Here is a 15,093-nt window from a genome sequence, read left to right on the forward strand (position 1 = left end):
TACATATGTCATTTCAGGAAGAATTTATGAGACGGGCGATTGCCTGCTCCTGCGAAAATATAAAACTGGGCGGCGGGCCATTTGGTGCGGTGATTGTAAAGGACGGTAAAATTGTTGCCGAAGGTGCTAATAAGGTAACCATTAATAATGATCCAACGGCACATGCAGAAGTAATGGCCATCCGAAATGCTGCCAAAAACCTCAACGATTTTAATCTCTCCGGTTGCGAAATTTACACTTCCTGTGAGCCTTGTCCGATGTGTTTGAGCGCCATTTACTGGGCAAGAATTGATAAAATATGGTATGCCAATACCAAAACTGATGCAAAAAATATCGGTTTTGATGATTCATTTATCTATGACGAAGTAAAATTACCTCTGGAGGAAAGAGCCATTCCTATCACCCAGCTATTGCGGGAAGAAGGGCTACAAGCCTTCAAACAATGGGAACAAAAAGAAGACAAAACCGAATATTGATAAAATCCAAATAATGGTAACAATCAGTTAGTCAAAAATTTAACACTTTTAATCTTAAGCAGTTATAATAAGTTAAATATACAGTTTGCGGTTTTAAAGCCTATAGCCATAAGCTAATTGCTATTAGCTGCATATTGTTTATCTTTGATAACATTTAAAAAACATAAATTATGAGTTTACTAGACCTTATCACAGGCAGCACCGGGAATCAGGTGGCACAACAGGCAGAGAACAAATTCGGGATCAGCAAAAACCAGATTATTGCTTTGCTGGCAGTAGCTGCACCACTGGTTATCAGCTATCTTAGAAAAAAATCAGAAGACCCAAAAGAAGCCGATGCGCTTAACAATGCTTTGGACAAAGACCACAACGGCAGCATTCTTACAGATCCTTCACAAGCACTTAACAGAGAACAAGAAGGCAATTCTATTCTTGACCATATTTTTGGAGGACAAAAAACCACAGTTGAAAACCAACTTTCTCAAAACACCGGCATATCTTCGGATAAAATCGGGCCGGTTTTGGCAATGTTAGCACCGGTCATCATGGGCTATATTGGCCAGCAAAAACAGGCCAACAATGTTACTTCATCAGGAGGACTGGGAGATTTATTAAGTGGTATTCTTGGTAGCTCTTCTCAGCAGACACAAGCTTCAGATAATCCTTTAAGCAATATTCTAGGTAGCGTTCTTGGTGGAGCAGCTCAATCTTCAGGTGGAGGATTAGGCGATATCCTGGGAAGTGTGTTAGGTGGCGGAAACCAGCAGCAATCTCAACAACAGGGCGGTATTGGCGGCCTTTTGGGCAGCATTTTTGGAAAATAATGATAATTAAAAGATCTCGCTGGTAAACATAACCCGTTTATTACTGAGATTATGAACAATATAAAAGCCGAAGGTTATTCTTCGGCTTTTTTGGTTTGTTTTACTTTAGGTTTTTCTTCTTTTTCAGAAGGTTTTTCGGCTTTAGGCTTTGCAACTTTAGTTTTAGGTGTTGCAACATCCTTTACAGGTTTCTCCACGACAGCTATCGGTTTGGAAGATTTTCTGGGTCTTGTTTTGCCGTAGCTTCCGCGCACCCTTTTGCCCTTGGTAGATTTTTGATCACCTTTTCCCATAATAATTAAGTATTTGATTATTACGAATTTATGAATTAATTTTTAAACCGCCAATTATCTGGGCGTATCCCTCGCCAACGCGTTGGGCAGCCGCTCGGGTCGGGCTGTCCGTTTCTATCTTTTTTGTCATTGCGCACGAAGTGAAGCAATCTGTTGAACTTTTCAGAAATCGCAATAACAAAAAAGGATATCCACTTCCATCCCTTACGTGCTTCGCCAGGATTGTTCACTTTGATAAAGTTTAAATCTTCGACAAAGTTTTCGTACTTAGAAAAATTAATTCCTCACAAAATCTTATCTTTGCATTCGGAAATTGGGCAACTAAAAGTCTAATATCTAAAGTCTAACATCTAACATCTAAAAAAATGTTCCGTACACATACCAACGGCGAATTATCGCTGGCCAATCTTAATGAAAAAGTAACACTTTCCGGCTGGGTGCAAACCATCCGGGACAAAGGTTTTGTAATTTGGATTGATTTGCGGGACCGTTATGGCATTACACAATTGGTATTAGATGAGGAAAGAACTTCCCGAGAACTGCTGGATTCAGTAAAAAACTTAGGCCGCGAATTTGTGATTCAGGCAGAAGGCACTGTCATCGAAAGGGCGTCTAAAAATCCAAAAATCCCAACCGGCGACATCGAGATTTTGGTTGAAAAACTAACCATCCTTAATGAAGCTCAGTTACCACCTTTTACCATAGAAGATGAGACAGATGGCGGTGAAGAGCTGAGAATGAAATACAGATATCTTGACATCCGAAGAAATCCTGTAAAAGACAAACTAATTTTCCGCCACAAGATGGCGCAAAAAGTGAGAAACTATTTGTCTAGCGAAGGTTTTATTGAGGTAGAAACGCCCGTATTGATCAAATCTACACCAGAAGGTGCAAGAGATTTCGTGGTTCCAAGCAGAATGAATCCGGGGCAGTTTTATGCTTTGCCACAATCACCACAGACTTTCAAACAATTACTAATGATTGGCGGGATGGACCGTTATTTCCAGATTGTAAAATGTTTCCGTGACGAGGATTTGCGTGCCGACAGACAGCCCGAATTTACCCAGATCGATTGCGAAATGTCTTTTGTTGAACAGGAAGATATTATGAATGTTTTCGAAGGTTTGGCAAAAAACCTTTTGGAAGATATCACAGGAAAACAATTCGGAGATTTCCCAAGAATGACATTTGCCGATGCTATGCAAAAATACGGGAACGATAAACCCGATATCCGCTTTGGAATGGAATTCACAGAACTTAATGAACTGGTAAAAGGAAAAGACTTCAAGATATTTGATGAAGCAGAATTGGTTGTCGGCATCAATGTAGAAGGTTGCGCAGATTACACAAGAAAACAAATTGATGAACTGATCGATTGGGTAAAACGGCCGCAGATTGGCGCAACAGGAATGGTTTGGATCAAATTCCAAAACGATGGTGTTATCACTTCATCGGTTAATAAATTTTATTCAGAAGAAGACCTGAGGAAAATAGCTGAAAAATTCGGAGCAAAAGCAGGAGACCTTATATTGGTCATGAGCGGAAATGCCGATAAAGTAAGACCTCAGCTTTCTGCCTTAAGAATGGAACTTGGAAATAGACTTGGCCTGAGAAAAGGAAACGAATTTGCACCACTTTGGGTTGTGGATTTTCCTCTCTTGGAATGGGATGAGGAAACCGGCAGATACCACGCAATGCACCATCCATTTACATCGCCTAAAACCGAAGACTTTAGTTTACTGGAAACTGATCCTGGGAAAGTAAGAGCCAATGCTTACGATTTAGTCCTTAATGGTAACGAAATTGGAGGAGGTTCTATCCGTATTTTTGATAAAAATTTGCAATCAAAAATGTTTGATTTGCTAGGTTTTACCAAAGAAGATGCAGAAGCGCAGTTCGGATTCCTGATGAACGCGTTCAAATATGGCGCTCCGCCTCACGGAGGTTTGGCTTTCGGATTTGACCGATTGGTTGCTATTTTAGATGGAAATGAGGTAATACGGGATTATATCGCTTTCCCAAAAAATAATTCCGGTAGAGATGTGATGATCGATGCGCCGGCACCCATCCATCAGGAACAACTCAACGAATTGGAACTGAAATTAGATTTAAAATCATAAAATAAAAGCGAGGAAATTTTTCTTCGCTTTTTTATTTTTAAGAAATCACATTCCCAATAATTTACGAAGCTCATCCTTTTTATTCACGGAAACAGAAATAGATTTTCCGTTCAGTAATTCCACCATATTTCCGTGGATACTTCTTACAAAATCAAGATTAAGGATAAATGAACGCTGAATTCTAAAGAATTTTTTGTTTTGCAAATTCTCTTCCATTGCAGTGAGCGTCATTTGGGTCGAATAGATTTCCGATGTCGTCACTACATTCAAATAGTCACCTTGAGCTTCGATGTATAAAATTTCTGATAATAAGATTTTGATAATTTTCCCTTCAGATTTAATAAAGATTTTGTCATTTTCATTTTGTGAATTAGTAGAATCCCTTTTTAAATCAATGTGATTTTTAGCTTTTTGAATAGCTTTCAAAAATCGGTCAAAACGAACCGGTTTTACCAAATAATCTGTCGCTCCTGTATCAAAACCGTCCAAAGCGAACTCACGATAAGCGGTAATAAAAATAAAAACTGGCGGATTTTCTAATGTCCGCAAGAAATCCAGACCATTTATTTTTGGCATTTCAATATCACTGAAAACAAGGTCTACAGGATTTTCTTCCAGAAAAGATAAAGCCGTCACAGGGTTTTCAAAAATCCCCAGAATATTGAGGTATGAAACTTCTTTTGCGAAAGATTCTACGAGGTCTCTGCCAAGTGGTTCGTCATCGATAATGATGCAATTTATTTTTTCCATTATTTGATTAAATTGATGGTTAACTTCACTTTAAAAATATTCTGCGAGCTAAAAATTTCTAATTTAAAATTGTTCGGATAGATGAGCTGGAGCCGTTTCTTCACATTTTCAATTCCGATTCCGCCGTGACTGTTTTCGTTTTTAATTTCTTCAAAATCATTCTCTATCACAAAAATAAAATTTCCGTTTTCAATTTTTATATTAAGATTTAAAAAACCTGATTCTTTTGATTTTAAACCATATTTAAAAGCATTTTCTATGAACGTGAAACTCAGAAGTGGCGCAATCTTTAAACCCATACAATCTCTTTCAGTAGGAAATTCATAATGAATTTTTCTATCGGCAGAATAACGCATTTTTTCGAGCTCGAAATAGTTTTTAACAAATTCTATTTCTTTCCATAATTCTAGTTTTTCGCTGTTCGATTCGTATAAAGTATAACTCATTGTGTCGGAAAGATTGAGAATCACTTCGGGAACCGCGTTATCTTTTTTAAGACTTAAACTATATAAATTATTCAAAGTATTAAATAGAAAATGGGGATTAAGCTGAGATTTCAAAAAGTCTTTTTCAATATTGATGTTTTGGATTTCGAGGAGATTTTTTTGGTTTTGAATCTTAATCGTTCGGCTGTAAAGTTTAGATATTTCAAATAAGATTTTAACAAAAAAGAAAGGCGATAAAAGCGAAATGAAGATAATCGCCTGAGAAATTATCCTATTCAAAGAGATAGCTTCCCAAAAAGTTTGATTTGCACTTGCCGTAATCGCACCTTTCAATTCGCCTTCTAAAATTTCAAATCCTAAATGATGATAAGTAATAGAAAAAAGATAAGTTGATAATAACCAAATAATTATAAGAACAGGAAAGCTTACAATCAAATAAAATACTGCAAATCCGAATGATAATTTTAGAACTTTTGGAAGAAGCAAATAGAAGAAAATATAGAAAACAATCATATTGACAACGCACATCCGAAGTGTCAGGATGAAACTGTTGAAATACGTGAGCTGATAAGCCAATCTGTAACTTAAAAATAACAAAAAAGCAAAACTCAACCACATTAAAGAATGGAAAATCACTCTTTTTTGTTGGGTGTAAAATTGCTCAAAATCAAATTCACCAACGCGTTTGGTAAAATAATTTGAAGATATTTTTTGCATAATTTTTAATTGAAAAACAGCTCCAAAGATAGCTTTTTGAAGCTGTTTGATTGGTGGTTTCTACAAAATTCTAATGATGGCGTTTATCGTATTAATCATATTATGTCCCAAAATTGGAAAAATAAGATTCCCCGAAAGTTTACGCAAAATCCCGACACTGAGAGAAGAAATAATGGTTAAATAAACAATGGTGATAATGTCAAACTTGAATTCATAATTTTCTGTAAGCATCACGCCGTGAGCTTCCGCAAAAAGTATCGTGATAATGACAAATCCCCAACCGAATTTGATGCCTTTAAAATTCCATTTCGGTGCGAAAGCTTTGTCTAAAAGCCAAAATAAAATTCCTCTGAAAACCAATTCTTCCGTTAGACCGGGCATAGTCATCTGAAAAGCAAAAGTTTCTAAATCGAAATCACCGCTTTTCGGAAACAAAATTAGTTTGAATATTAAATCGAAAGCCAAAAATCCAAGAAAAATTAAAATTCCAGATTTCAACTGACTTTTTGAATTTGTTTTTGTCGTAAATCCAATTTCTTCCCTATCTTTTTTTGAAACAGAAAAAATAACAATCAAAGCAAAACACAAACTCAAAATTTTACCAATCCAAGCGAATTTCAATCCTATAAACTCCAAATCAAAATAGAGCTTCGACAAATGCTGAATGTAAGAATCCGTTAAAAAATAAAGGACGAACAATCCTAAATATTTTAGATTGACTTTTTCTGACCTGAAAACAGCCAAAACAATGAATGGAACGACAATGAGAATCCAAATAAGTGGTGTAAATAGTGACATATTTTTTAATTTTTTGTCAAAATTATTGTACGTTGCTACGCTTTGAAAACTTTACCGATAGAAACACTTTTTTTGCCGACGAAATAAAAACCACTTTTAAATTTAATCACAATTCCTTATTTTTACTAAAACACAAATTCTATGAAATCTCCATCACAAATCTTACAACAATATTTTGGCTACGACAACTTTCGTCTCAAGCAAGCGAACGCAGTAGAAAACGTAATTTCCAAAAGAGACACCTTTGTTTTGATGCCAACTGGAGGTGGAAAATCGCTTTGCTATCATGTTCCAGCATTGGTTTTGGAAGGAACAGCCATTGTCATTTCTCCATTGATTGCTTTGATGAAAGACCAAGTTGATGCTTTGCGTGTCAACGGAATTTCTGCTTCGTACATCAATTCTTCAATGAGTGTTTATAAGCAAAATGAGACTTTTAATGAATTAAAAAACGGTCAGCTCAAACTTTTATATGTTGCGCCCGAAAAATTGAGTGCCGATAATGGTTCATTTTTAAAATTGCTGAATGAGGTCGATATTTCCCTGTTTGCGGTAGATGAGGCGCATTGTGTTTCGCATTGGGGTCACGATTTCCGTCCGGATTATTTATTTTTAAATGGCATTAAAAAGCAATTTCCACAAGTCCCAATCATCGCACTGACGGCAAGTGCAGACGAAATCACGAGGAAAGATATTATCAAACAATTGAATCTTCAAAATCCGCTGGTTTTGATTTCTTCGTTCGACAGAGCGAATATCAAATATTTTGTTCAGCCGAAACAATCGGTCTTCCAAAACATCATTCAATACCTCAATGAACATCCGAATGATTCGGGAATCATCTACTGCTTGTCGAGAAAAGGAACGGAAGAAATGTCGAATAATCTGCGAGAAAATGGCGTCAATTCCGCTTTTTATCACGCTGGAATTTCTTCCGTGGAAAGAGCGAAAGTTCAGGAAGATTTTTTAAAGGATAAAACCCGGGTGATGGTTGCGACGATTGCCTTTGGAATGGGAATCGACAAGAGCAATGTCCGTTTTGTGATGCACGCAGATTTGCCCAAAAATATTGAAAGTTACTACCAGGAAACGGGAAGAGCCGGACGAGACGGTTTGCCGAGTGAAGCGATTTTATTTTATTCATTTGCCGATGTGATAAAATTGAGAAGATTTGCAATGATAGAAGGCAACGAAGAGCAATCTGAACTGATGTTGCAAAAGCTAAAACAAATGTCCGACTTTGCCGAAATGCAAAAATGCCGACGACAATATTTAATGGAATATTTCGGCGAAAAACACGATGGCAATTGCAATTCCTGCGATTTTTGTTTGAGTGAATTTGAAACTTGGGACGCCACAACTGATGCTCAAAAATTATTGAGTGCGATTTTTAGGTTGAAAGAACGATACGGAAAAAACTTAATCATCGATTTTCTGCGAGGTTCTAAAAGTTTGAAAATTACAGATTCGATGCGCAGTTTGCCGACTTATGGCATTGGAAATAATCAAGATAAAAATTATTGGCAAAACTTGATAAGACAATTATTGATTAATGGTTTTTTGAGTGAATCGAATGAAGAATTTTCTGTTTTAAAACTGAATGAAGAGAGCAAGTTGGTTTTATTTAAAGATAAAAAAGTCACCTTCCGAAAAGTAAAAGAACAAGCCAAAGCCGTGATTGTTGCTGAAGTTGAGAACGATTATTCAATACCAGACTTTGATGCAAATGAAGATTTATTTGCGGAACTAAGAACTTTAAGACGTGAAATTGCCGAACGAGAAAGTGTTCCGCCTTATGTTATTTTTTCTGATGCAACTTTGATGGAATTGTCAACTTACCTTCCGAATACCAAAGAGGAATTGAATCAGATAAGTGGTTTTGGTGCTTTTAAAATTGAAAAATATGGCGAGATATTTTTGACTCCTATTACAAATTACTGCAAAATTCATAGTTTGACTAGTAAAATCATCGAGAAAAAACCGAAGAAGAAAAGAGAACCCAAAAAGAACAACGCCAAGACATCTGGAACTTTTGCGACGACTTTTGAATTGTACAAAGATGGAAACAATGTTGAAGAAATCGCTAAAATCAGAAATCTGTCTATCAACACCATTCAAAATCATTTGGCAAATTTTGTTGCGATTGGAAAAATAGAAGCCGACGAATTGATGGATATGAGCAAAATAGAACCGATTATTGAAATTGCAAAAGCTCAAAGCATTCAATCATTAAAAGCCATTAAAGATGAATTAGGCGAAGGTTTTTCTTATTTTGAAATTCATATTGCGGTTGCTTATTATAAATCCCAGCAGTAAGAAATTAAATTACAATACTTTATCTCTCGCTGATTATACAAATTTAGCTTATTATAAAAGCTTCGACAAATCTGCGCAATTTGCCAAATCTGGGAAAATATAATGCTATTAAATTTTCATTAATATCGGATAAAATTATAATTATGTGTATCCGATATTAAAATAAAAATCATAAATTTGTTGAATGAAATGGCAAGACTATCCATATCAGTTTGAAGGTTTAGAAAAACAACTTGAAAGAATTCTGGAAAAAAAGGCAGAGTTGGACAAACTGCGCCCAATTCCCACTTATGCTTTGAAAAGCATCAAAGAAAGCCTGATGATAGAATGGACCTACAATTCTAACAGTATTGAAGGGAATACTTTGACCCTTCAGGAAACCAAAATGGTCATTGAAGAAGGCTTTACAATTAAGGGAAAATCTTTGCGAGAACATTTCGAAGCTGTTAACCACCAGGAAGCTATTGAATTTGTTGAAAACTTGGTTTCTGATAATTATTTGCTAAAAGAAAGAGATATCCTGAACATCCACGAATTGGTTCTTCAAAAAATAGAGAAAGATTTTGCAGGCCGTTTCCGGACTTCTGGCGTCAGGATTTCAGGAGCTAATTTTGTCCCGCCCAATGCACTCAAAATTGACGGATATATCAACGAGTTGGTAGATTGGGTCAATACCTCTGACTTGGATATTATCATAAAATCAACCATCTTTCATCACAGGTTTGTTTGGATCCATCCGTTCTTTGACGGTAACGGGAGAACTGTTCGTTTGCTTTTTAATCTTTTATTAATGAAAGAAGGTTTTCCGCCGGCTATTATCCTCAAAAATGACAGAAAGAAATATTATGATGCACTTAACTTTGCCAATAATGGGAATTACTCTAAACTTGCATTGCTTATTTTGCAAGCTCTGGAAAGAAGTCTGGATATTTATCTTGGTTCGCTGAATAACACGTATGATAATTACCTGCCGATTTCCGACATTGTGGAAGAAGAAAAATTACCTTACGGGCAAGAATATATCAGTCTGTTGGCAAGAAAAGGCAAAATTGACGCTTTCAAAGAAGGACGAAACTGGCTTACAACAAAAGATGCCGTTTTGGATTATATAGAAAACCGGGACAGAAAAAGAAAATTGAAATAATTCTAAACAAAAACGAGGAAAAAATTCCCTCGTTTTTGTTTTAAAAATGTATCGGAATATCAGGGATATCGTCTAAAATATGTTTCCCTTCTATTTTGTCAATTGCTTTTTGGGCTCTCTTTTTTGCTACAGAAACTTTATAGGCAAACCATTTTTCTTTAAAAATTTTTCGCATCAGATTATCAAAATGTTGTGTGATGACCAGGTTTCTAAATCCCCGCCATCTTTCTACTAACCTAAAAGGTAATGCCCTTACAGAAATCGAATAGCCTTCGGTCTCATATTGGATAAAATGCCACCAGCCGGAAAGCATATAAAGTGTTTGTCCCGGTTCCAGAACAGCTTCGTAACCTTTAAGATATTTCAGTCCGGGGAATTCTTCCGGGCTGGAAGTTTTAAGATTGGCAATACTGTGAAAATTGTATGGCAGTTTATAAAGCAAATCAGACTGGCTAAGCGGAAAAAGCCAAACCCGTTTTATGCCACGATACTGTGTTAAAAAAACGTGAGACATAAATATTTTATATTAAGGTAATTTAGAAACCAAAAACTCGGGTGATAATTTAAGAATCCAATAGATGATTTTCCACTTCCAGTTGGGCACAATCTCAAAAGAGTTTCCTGCATTGATGATAAACTTAGCAACATAGTCCGGCTCCATAATCAGATTTTTGTTCAGTTCAAGCCCTGCGTTGATTTTCGTATTGATGTAACCAATGACCAAAACATTCACTATAATTTTCCTAGGAGACAATTCCTGACGGAGTCCTGCAAAATATTGATTAAAAGCAGCTTTAGTACTTCCATAAACAAAATTACTTTTCCTTCCGCGAACGCCCGACAACGATGACAAACCGATTATTCTTTCTAAATTTTGGTTTGATTTGTCCGTTGCAATAATATTGAGAATAGAAACCGCACCAATATAGTTGGTTTTCATCATTTCAAAACTGGCATCAAAATCCTGCATGGCCGTATTATTTTCAACCAAAAATCCTGCGGCATAAACAACAATATTGGGCTGTATAACCAATCCATCATAAAAATCCTGATGGGACGAAAAGTCATTGGCATCAAAATATTGAATGTCTATCCTAGATTGATCCAGACGATTTTTGCCGACAAAGTCTTCCAGAGACTTTAAGTTTCGGGAAGCAGCGATAACCCTAAAACCTTTCTCCAGATAAAGTTTAATTGCTTGCTTTGCAACATCAGAATTGGCTCCAAGTATAAGAACAGTTTTACAAACATCCATTTGGTAAAAATAAATATTAGAAATCAGAATAAAGATACTTGCGCATTATAAAATCCATAAATTTGTAATTATTAAAGAAACCTGAACCGAGGAAAAACGCATTCCAAAAGTCCAGTTTCTAACCCTTAATTTCTATATATGTACAATGTTTTAGGAAACTTTCTGACGCTGTCTTCCTTTGGTGAAAGCCACGGAGAAGCCTATGGTGGTGTGATTACTAATTTCCCGGCTGGCCTTTCGCTAGATCTTGAGAAAGTTCAGCTTGAGCTGGACCGCAGAAAACCGGGGCAATCATCCATTGTCACTCAACGTAAAGAAAGCGATACAGTGAGATTTTTATCAGGTATCTTTGACGGGCAGTCTACCGGGACACCGATTGGTTTTATTGTTGAAAACGAAAATCAACGCTCAAAAGATTACGATCATATTGCTAAGGCCTACAGGCCAAGCCATGCCGATTATACTTATGATCAAAAATTCGGAATCCGCGATTATCGTGGTGGTGGAAAATCTTCTGCCCGCGAAACGCTGAACTGGGTTGTTGCCGGTGCTTTGGCCAAACAGCTTCTTCCCGAGATCAAAATCAATGCGTATGTTTCTTCCGTTGGAGAAATCTTTTGTGAAAAACCATATCAGGATCTGGATTTTTCTAAAACCGAAACCAATATCGTCCGATGCCCGGATGAGGAAACCGCTGAAAAAATGATCGAAAAGATCAAGGAAATCAAAAAAGAAGGCAATACTATCGGCGGAACAGTGACTTGCACAATAAAAAATGTCCCTGCCGGATTGGGAGAACCGATCTTCAATAAACTGCACGCAGAATTAGGGAAAGCAATGCTGAACATCAATGCCTGCAAAGGTTTTGAATATGGCAGCGGATTTTGTGGCGCAAAGATGACAGGTAAAGAGCACAACGACCTATTCAACCAAGACGGAACAACGAAAAGCAATCTTTCCGGCGGTATCCAAGGAGGCATTTCCAACGGGATGGATATTTACTTTCGGGTGGCTTTCAAACCAGTTGCTACTATTCTAAGACCACAAGAAAGCATTAATAAAGATGGCGAAACTGTAGTTGTAGAAGGCAAAGGAAGACATGATCCTTGTGTAGTTCCGAGAGCCGTTCCTATTGTAGAAAGTTTGGCAGCTTTTGTTTTGGCTGATATGTTATTAATTAATAAAACGAGGAAAATATAATTGTGATCTTAGACTTATCAGAATTTAGCTATTATAAAGGAGAGTCAGAAAATCCTTATTGTAGGAGAGATGAAAATTCGCTAAATTTTTCAAATCCTAAAGCCCTTTTTTGGCATTACGAAAATCACTATTATTTTAGCGAAGATTCTCAATATCAGGATCTAAAATCATTCATCAAAAACCTGATTGACAATAAACTAAGCGAATACTACAGAAGTACGGATGAACTTCGCCACATGTATTTCATTAATTCTATAACTTATAAAATGGATATCAAAAACTATTGGGACAATGCCGTATCATACACCGAGTACCTACGGGATGCCGGGGAAAGGCTCGGTAATCCAAAAAATACACACGAGGCTGAATATGCAGAATACTACCGCTTAGGCATCCAAAGGATGAACAGGATGTGGGAAAAATATATTCCTAATTCTGATCAGGTAAAAAAGTTAGCCAACAAAAACTTTAACGGTAAAATCCTAATTATTTCAGAACCGTGGTGTGGCGATGCCAGCCAGGTTTTACCGGTTGTTGTCAAGTTCTTTGAGCAGTTTGAAGTACGAATTACATACCGGGACCAGGATCCCTCCCTTATTGATAGCTACCTGACAAACGGTGGAAAATCGATTCCTATTGTGATTTTTATGGATGAAAACTTTAATGAGATTGCACATTGGGGACCGCGCCCACAGCATGGCAGGGAATTGCTTGAAAAGCATAAAGCTGATCCTGAACTTTATCCAAAAGAGAAGTTTTATGTAGAACTTCAGACCTATTATGCAAAAAATCGAGGTTTCGACACAATAGAGGAACTTTTAGAATTACTGTAGTGAACAGATCAAAAACAAAAAAGCTGTTAATCAAAAGATTAACAGCTTTTTAAGTACCCCAGACGGGACTACCACAATACTTTTCTCAATTTTTCTTGTTTTTAATCCGTTTGTATTCAGTATATTTGGCTCATAAAAGGTTTTTATATTTTTTGTTTCTTAAAATTTCGTGATTTTAAATTCAAATTTGTCCCCCTTTTTGTTCCCCCTTTTGTAATTTTTATTTTATTTAAGCCGATGATAAAATATATTTTTGAATTAAGAAAAGACAAAATAAATCAAGAAGGTTTAATGCCTATTAGAATTTTGTTTAGAATAAATAGTTCTGTAATTAAAAGAAATACAGGATTGAGCTGCAAACTTCAGGATTGGCAAAATAATCGTGTCAAAGCCAATTCTAAAAAAGAAAAGTATTACGGCTATGATGAAATAAATGAAAAACTACAGGAAATAGAGAGTAAAATTCAGGATATATCTCTTTATTTCAGGGCTAATAAAATTGAACCAACTAAAGATTTGTTTATTGAAAAGATTGATTCAGAAGATGAAACTACTCTATCTGATGAGTTCGATTTTTTTAATTGCTTTAATGAGTACATCGAAAAAGGAAAACTTACTAAAACCCCTAATACAATTAAGGGACAAAACACAATAAAAAACTATTTGGAATTCTTTTGTAAAGAAAATGGATTTTCGCTTTCATTTGACAATATTGACGATGCTTTTTTTGAACAATTGAGAGACTACTCTTACGAAACCAAAAAAATGAAACAAAATTATTTTGCTAAAGTAATTAAGGTTTTAAAGTCATTTTTAAATTGGGCAACTGAAAAAGGATATAACACGAATCGAGCGTTTGAAAAATTCAGAGCAACTGAACACGATATTGATATTGTTTATCTATCATTTGATGAGTTGATGAAACTTTATGAAAAAGATTTTGATAATGATAGACTATCTCAAGTCCGAGACTTCTATTGTATGGGATGTTTCACTGGATTAAGATTTTCTGATTTGTCGAAATTACATTTAGCAAATATTTCTGAAGATCATATTGTTCTTTCTATCCAAAAAACTAAAACCCAAAATCACGCCATTAAACTCAATAAATATGCAAAAGCTATTTTGGAAAAATACAAAGGAACAATCTATGAACCTTTACCTATAATTTCATCACAAAAATTTAATGAATACATCAAGGAATGTTGCGAATTGGCAGAAATAACACAACCATTTACTATTCATTGGTTTGTTGGCAACAAGAAAAAGTCTTTAACTCAACCAAAATGTAAGTTTATTACAAGTCACACCGCAAGAAAAACATTCATAACCAATTCTCTACTTTTGGGAATGGAACCTAAAGCCATTAAGAAGATTGCAAACATCAAAAAAGATGCAGTTTTGGACAAATATATGAAAGTGACGGAAGCATTTACAGACGAACAAATGAATAAAGCGTGGGGATAAATTGATTAGAAGTTCTCGTTTTGTTAAATCCAGTAAAAGGATTTATGAATATCCGTAATTACACATAATTTCGTATATTTACTTATAATTTAATTAGTTAGATGAATATATTTAGTCATTCCTTAAAATAAATACAACGATTTGATATTCAATATTTTATTATCAAATTTCGCTTAAAAATGTTGTATAAAATTGCAGAAAATCGTATTTTTAGGGTATAAAAAGTGGCAAAATGTTAGGAAAAATAAAACAGGATTTACAGCAAAATTTATTCAAGACCAGACTTACCGAGCTTATTAATATGGATCATCCACTTGTAAAATTAGCGCATGAGATTTCTTGGGATAAAATAGAAGCTGAGTTCGAGGGTTTATTTTCAAAAGAAGGAAGACCCTCTATTGCGGTTCGCAAAATAGCAGGAATGCTTTTGCTCAAGGAAATGTTTAAAGAAAGT

Annotated in this window: 14 protein-coding genes and 1 pseudogene; 9 read left to right on the forward strand and 6 right to left on the reverse strand. The window is 35.6% G+C overall.

The annotated features are described in order from the left end of the window. The first annotated feature begins 5 nt into the window (after nt 1–5). Together B0B05_RS10565 and B0B05_RS10570 are read left to right on the forward strand one after the other, a co-directional pair. A complete protein-coding gene (locus B0B05_RS10565; RefSeq protein ID WP_076783614.1) occupies nt 6–476 on the forward strand; it encodes a nucleoside deaminase in 471 nt (156 codons plus the stop codon). A 170-nt stretch (nt 477–646) separates the two neighbouring features. Further along, nucleotides 647–1,300: a DUF937 domain-containing protein gene (locus B0B05_RS10570; protein ID WP_076783615.1), complete on the forward strand. Its 654-nt coding sequence runs from the start codon at nt 647–649 to the stop codon at nt 1,298–1,300. Between the two features lie 74 nt (nt 1,301–1,374). Here the strand turns inward: B0B05_RS10570 and B0B05_RS17120 are convergent, their stop codons facing one another. After that, nucleotides 1,375–1,593, reverse strand: a complete 219-nt coding sequence (locus tag B0B05_RS17120) for a 30S ribosomal protein THX (RefSeq protein WP_076783616.1) — start codon at nt 1,591–1,593, stop codon at nt 1,375–1,377. Between the two features lie 365 nt (nt 1,594–1,958). Between B0B05_RS17120 and aspS the strand changes: the two genes are divergently transcribed. Beyond that, nucleotides 1,959–3,713, forward strand: a complete 1,755-nt coding sequence (gene aspS / locus B0B05_RS10580) for an aspartate--tRNA ligase (RefSeq protein ID WP_076783617.1) — start codon at nt 1,959–1,961, stop codon at nt 3,711–3,713. Nucleotides 3,714–3,758: 45 nt separating this feature from the next. Here the strand turns inward: aspS and B0B05_RS10585 are convergent, their stop codons facing one another. Genes B0B05_RS10585 through B0B05_RS10595 form a run of 3 tightly spaced genes read right to left on the reverse strand, consistent with a single transcriptional unit; the run spans nt 3,759 to nt 6,424 of the window. Further along, a complete protein-coding gene (locus B0B05_RS10585; protein ID WP_076783618.1) occupies nt 3,759–4,463 on the reverse strand; it encodes a LytR/AlgR family response regulator transcription factor in 705 nt (234 codons plus the stop codon). Next, a complete protein-coding gene (locus B0B05_RS10590; protein ID WP_173786367.1) occupies nt 4,463–5,626 on the reverse strand; it encodes a sensor histidine kinase in 1,164 nt (387 codons plus the stop codon). The genes B0B05_RS10585 and B0B05_RS10590 overlap by 1 nt, the downstream gene beginning before the upstream one ends. A 60-nt stretch (nt 5,627–5,686) precedes the next feature. After that, nucleotides 5,687–6,424: a CPBP family glutamic-type intramembrane protease gene (locus tag B0B05_RS10595; protein WP_076783619.1), complete on the reverse strand. Its 738-nt coding sequence runs from the start codon at nt 6,422–6,424 to the stop codon at nt 5,687–5,689. 141 nt (nt 6,425–6,565) lie between these two features. Here B0B05_RS10595 and recQ point away from each other — a divergent pair, with 141 nt between their 5' ends. Together recQ and B0B05_RS10605 are read left to right on the forward strand one after the other, a co-directional pair. After that, a complete protein-coding gene (gene recQ, locus B0B05_RS10600) occupies nt 6,566–8,740 on the forward strand; it encodes a DNA helicase RecQ (protein WP_076783620.1) in 2,175 nt (724 codons plus the stop codon). Between the two features lie 184 nt (nt 8,741–8,924). Further along, nucleotides 8,925–9,884: a Fic family protein gene (locus B0B05_RS10605; protein WP_076783621.1), complete on the forward strand. Its 960-nt coding sequence runs from the start codon at nt 8,925–8,927 to the stop codon at nt 9,882–9,884. 40 nt (nt 9,885–9,924) lie between these two features. On the opposite strand, the gene B0B05_RS10610 is transcribed toward B0B05_RS10605, so the two are convergent. Beyond that, nucleotides 9,925–10,398, reverse strand: coding sequence for a cupin-like domain-containing protein (locus tag B0B05_RS10610; RefSeq protein WP_076783622.1), 474 nt, complete (start codon nt 10,396–10,398; stop codon nt 9,925–9,927). Nucleotides 10,399–10,410: 12 nt separating this feature from the next. Next, nucleotides 10,411–11,139 (reverse strand): SDR family NAD(P)-dependent oxidoreductase, encoded by a 729-nt coding sequence (locus B0B05_RS10615; protein ID WP_076783623.1) that lies wholly within the window; start codon nt 11,137–11,139, stop codon nt 10,411–10,413. A gap of 138 nt (nt 11,140–11,277) precedes the next feature. Between B0B05_RS10615 and aroC the strand changes: the two genes are divergently transcribed. From aroC to B0B05_RS10635, 4 genes and pseudogenes are all read left to right on the forward strand, one after another. Next, nucleotides 11,278–12,339, forward strand: coding sequence for a chorismate synthase (gene aroC / locus B0B05_RS10620; protein ID WP_076783624.1), 1,062 nt, complete (start codon nt 11,278–11,280; stop codon nt 12,337–12,339). Nucleotides 12,340–12,341: 2 nt separating this feature from the next. Then, nucleotides 12,342–13,172 carry a thioredoxin family protein gene (locus tag B0B05_RS10625; RefSeq protein ID WP_245799302.1) on the forward strand — a complete coding sequence of 277 codons (831 nt, stop codon included), beginning with the start codon at nt 12,342–12,344 and terminating at the stop codon, nt 13,170–13,172. A 237-nt stretch (nt 13,173–13,409) separates the two neighbouring features. Then, on the forward strand, nt 13,410–14,639 hold the full coding sequence (locus B0B05_RS10630) for a site-specific integrase (protein ID WP_084173938.1): 1,230 nt from the start codon (nt 13,410–13,412) through the stop codon (nt 14,637–14,639). Nucleotides 14,640–14,871: 232 nt separating this feature from the next. Further along, nucleotides 14,872–15,093: pseudogene (locus B0B05_RS10635) on the forward strand (IS5/IS1182 family transposase); the annotation flags it as partial.

It is taken from the genome of Epilithonimonas bovis DSM 19482, assembly GCF_900108115.1.
In the GTDB taxonomy this organism is placed as follows: domain Bacteria; phylum Bacteroidota; class Bacteroidia; order Flavobacteriales; family Weeksellaceae; genus Epilithonimonas; species Epilithonimonas bovis.

Coding starts and splice junctions, on each gene's coding strand:
- recQ (WP_076783620.1), top strand. CDS start 6,566: ATGAAATCTCCATCACAAATCTTACAACAATATTTTGGCTACGACAAC.
- B0B05_RS10565 (WP_076783614.1), top strand. CDS start 6: ATGTCATTTCAGGAAGAATTTATGAGACGGGCGATTGCCTGCTCCTGC.
- B0B05_RS10570 (WP_076783615.1), top strand. CDS start 647: ATGAGTTTACTAGACCTTATCACAGGCAGCACCGGGAATCAGGTGGCA.
- B0B05_RS10595 (WP_076783619.1), bottom strand. CDS start 6,424: ATGTCACTATTTACACCACTTATTTGGATTCTCATTGTCGTTCCATTC.
- B0B05_RS10615 (WP_076783623.1), bottom strand. CDS start 11,139: ATGGATGTTTGTAAAACTGTTCTTATACTTGGAGCCAATTCTGATGTT.
- B0B05_RS10630 (WP_084173938.1), top strand. CDS start 13,410: ATGATAAAATATATTTTTGAATTAAGAAAAGACAAAATAAATCAAGAA.
- B0B05_RS10610 (WP_076783622.1), bottom strand. CDS start 10,398: ATGTCTCACGTTTTTTTAACACAGTATCGTGGCATAAAACGGGTTTGG.
- B0B05_RS10590 (WP_173786367.1), bottom strand. CDS start 5,626: ATGCAAAAAATATCTTCAAATTATTTTACCAAACGCGTTGGTGAATTT.
- B0B05_RS10585 (WP_076783618.1), bottom strand. CDS start 4,463: ATGGAAAAAATAAATTGCATCATTATCGATGACGAACCACTTGGCAGA.
- B0B05_RS10605 (WP_076783621.1), top strand. CDS start 8,925: ATGAAATGGCAAGACTATCCATATCAGTTTGAAGGTTTAGAAAAACAA.
- aroC (WP_076783624.1), top strand. CDS start 11,278: ATGTACAATGTTTTAGGAAACTTTCTGACGCTGTCTTCCTTTGGTGAA.
- aspS (WP_076783617.1), top strand. CDS start 1,959: ATGTTCCGTACACATACCAACGGCGAATTATCGCTGGCCAATCTTAAT.
- B0B05_RS17120 (WP_076783616.1), bottom strand. CDS start 1,593: ATGGGAAAAGGTGATCAAAAATCTACCAAGGGCAAAAGGGTGCGCGGA.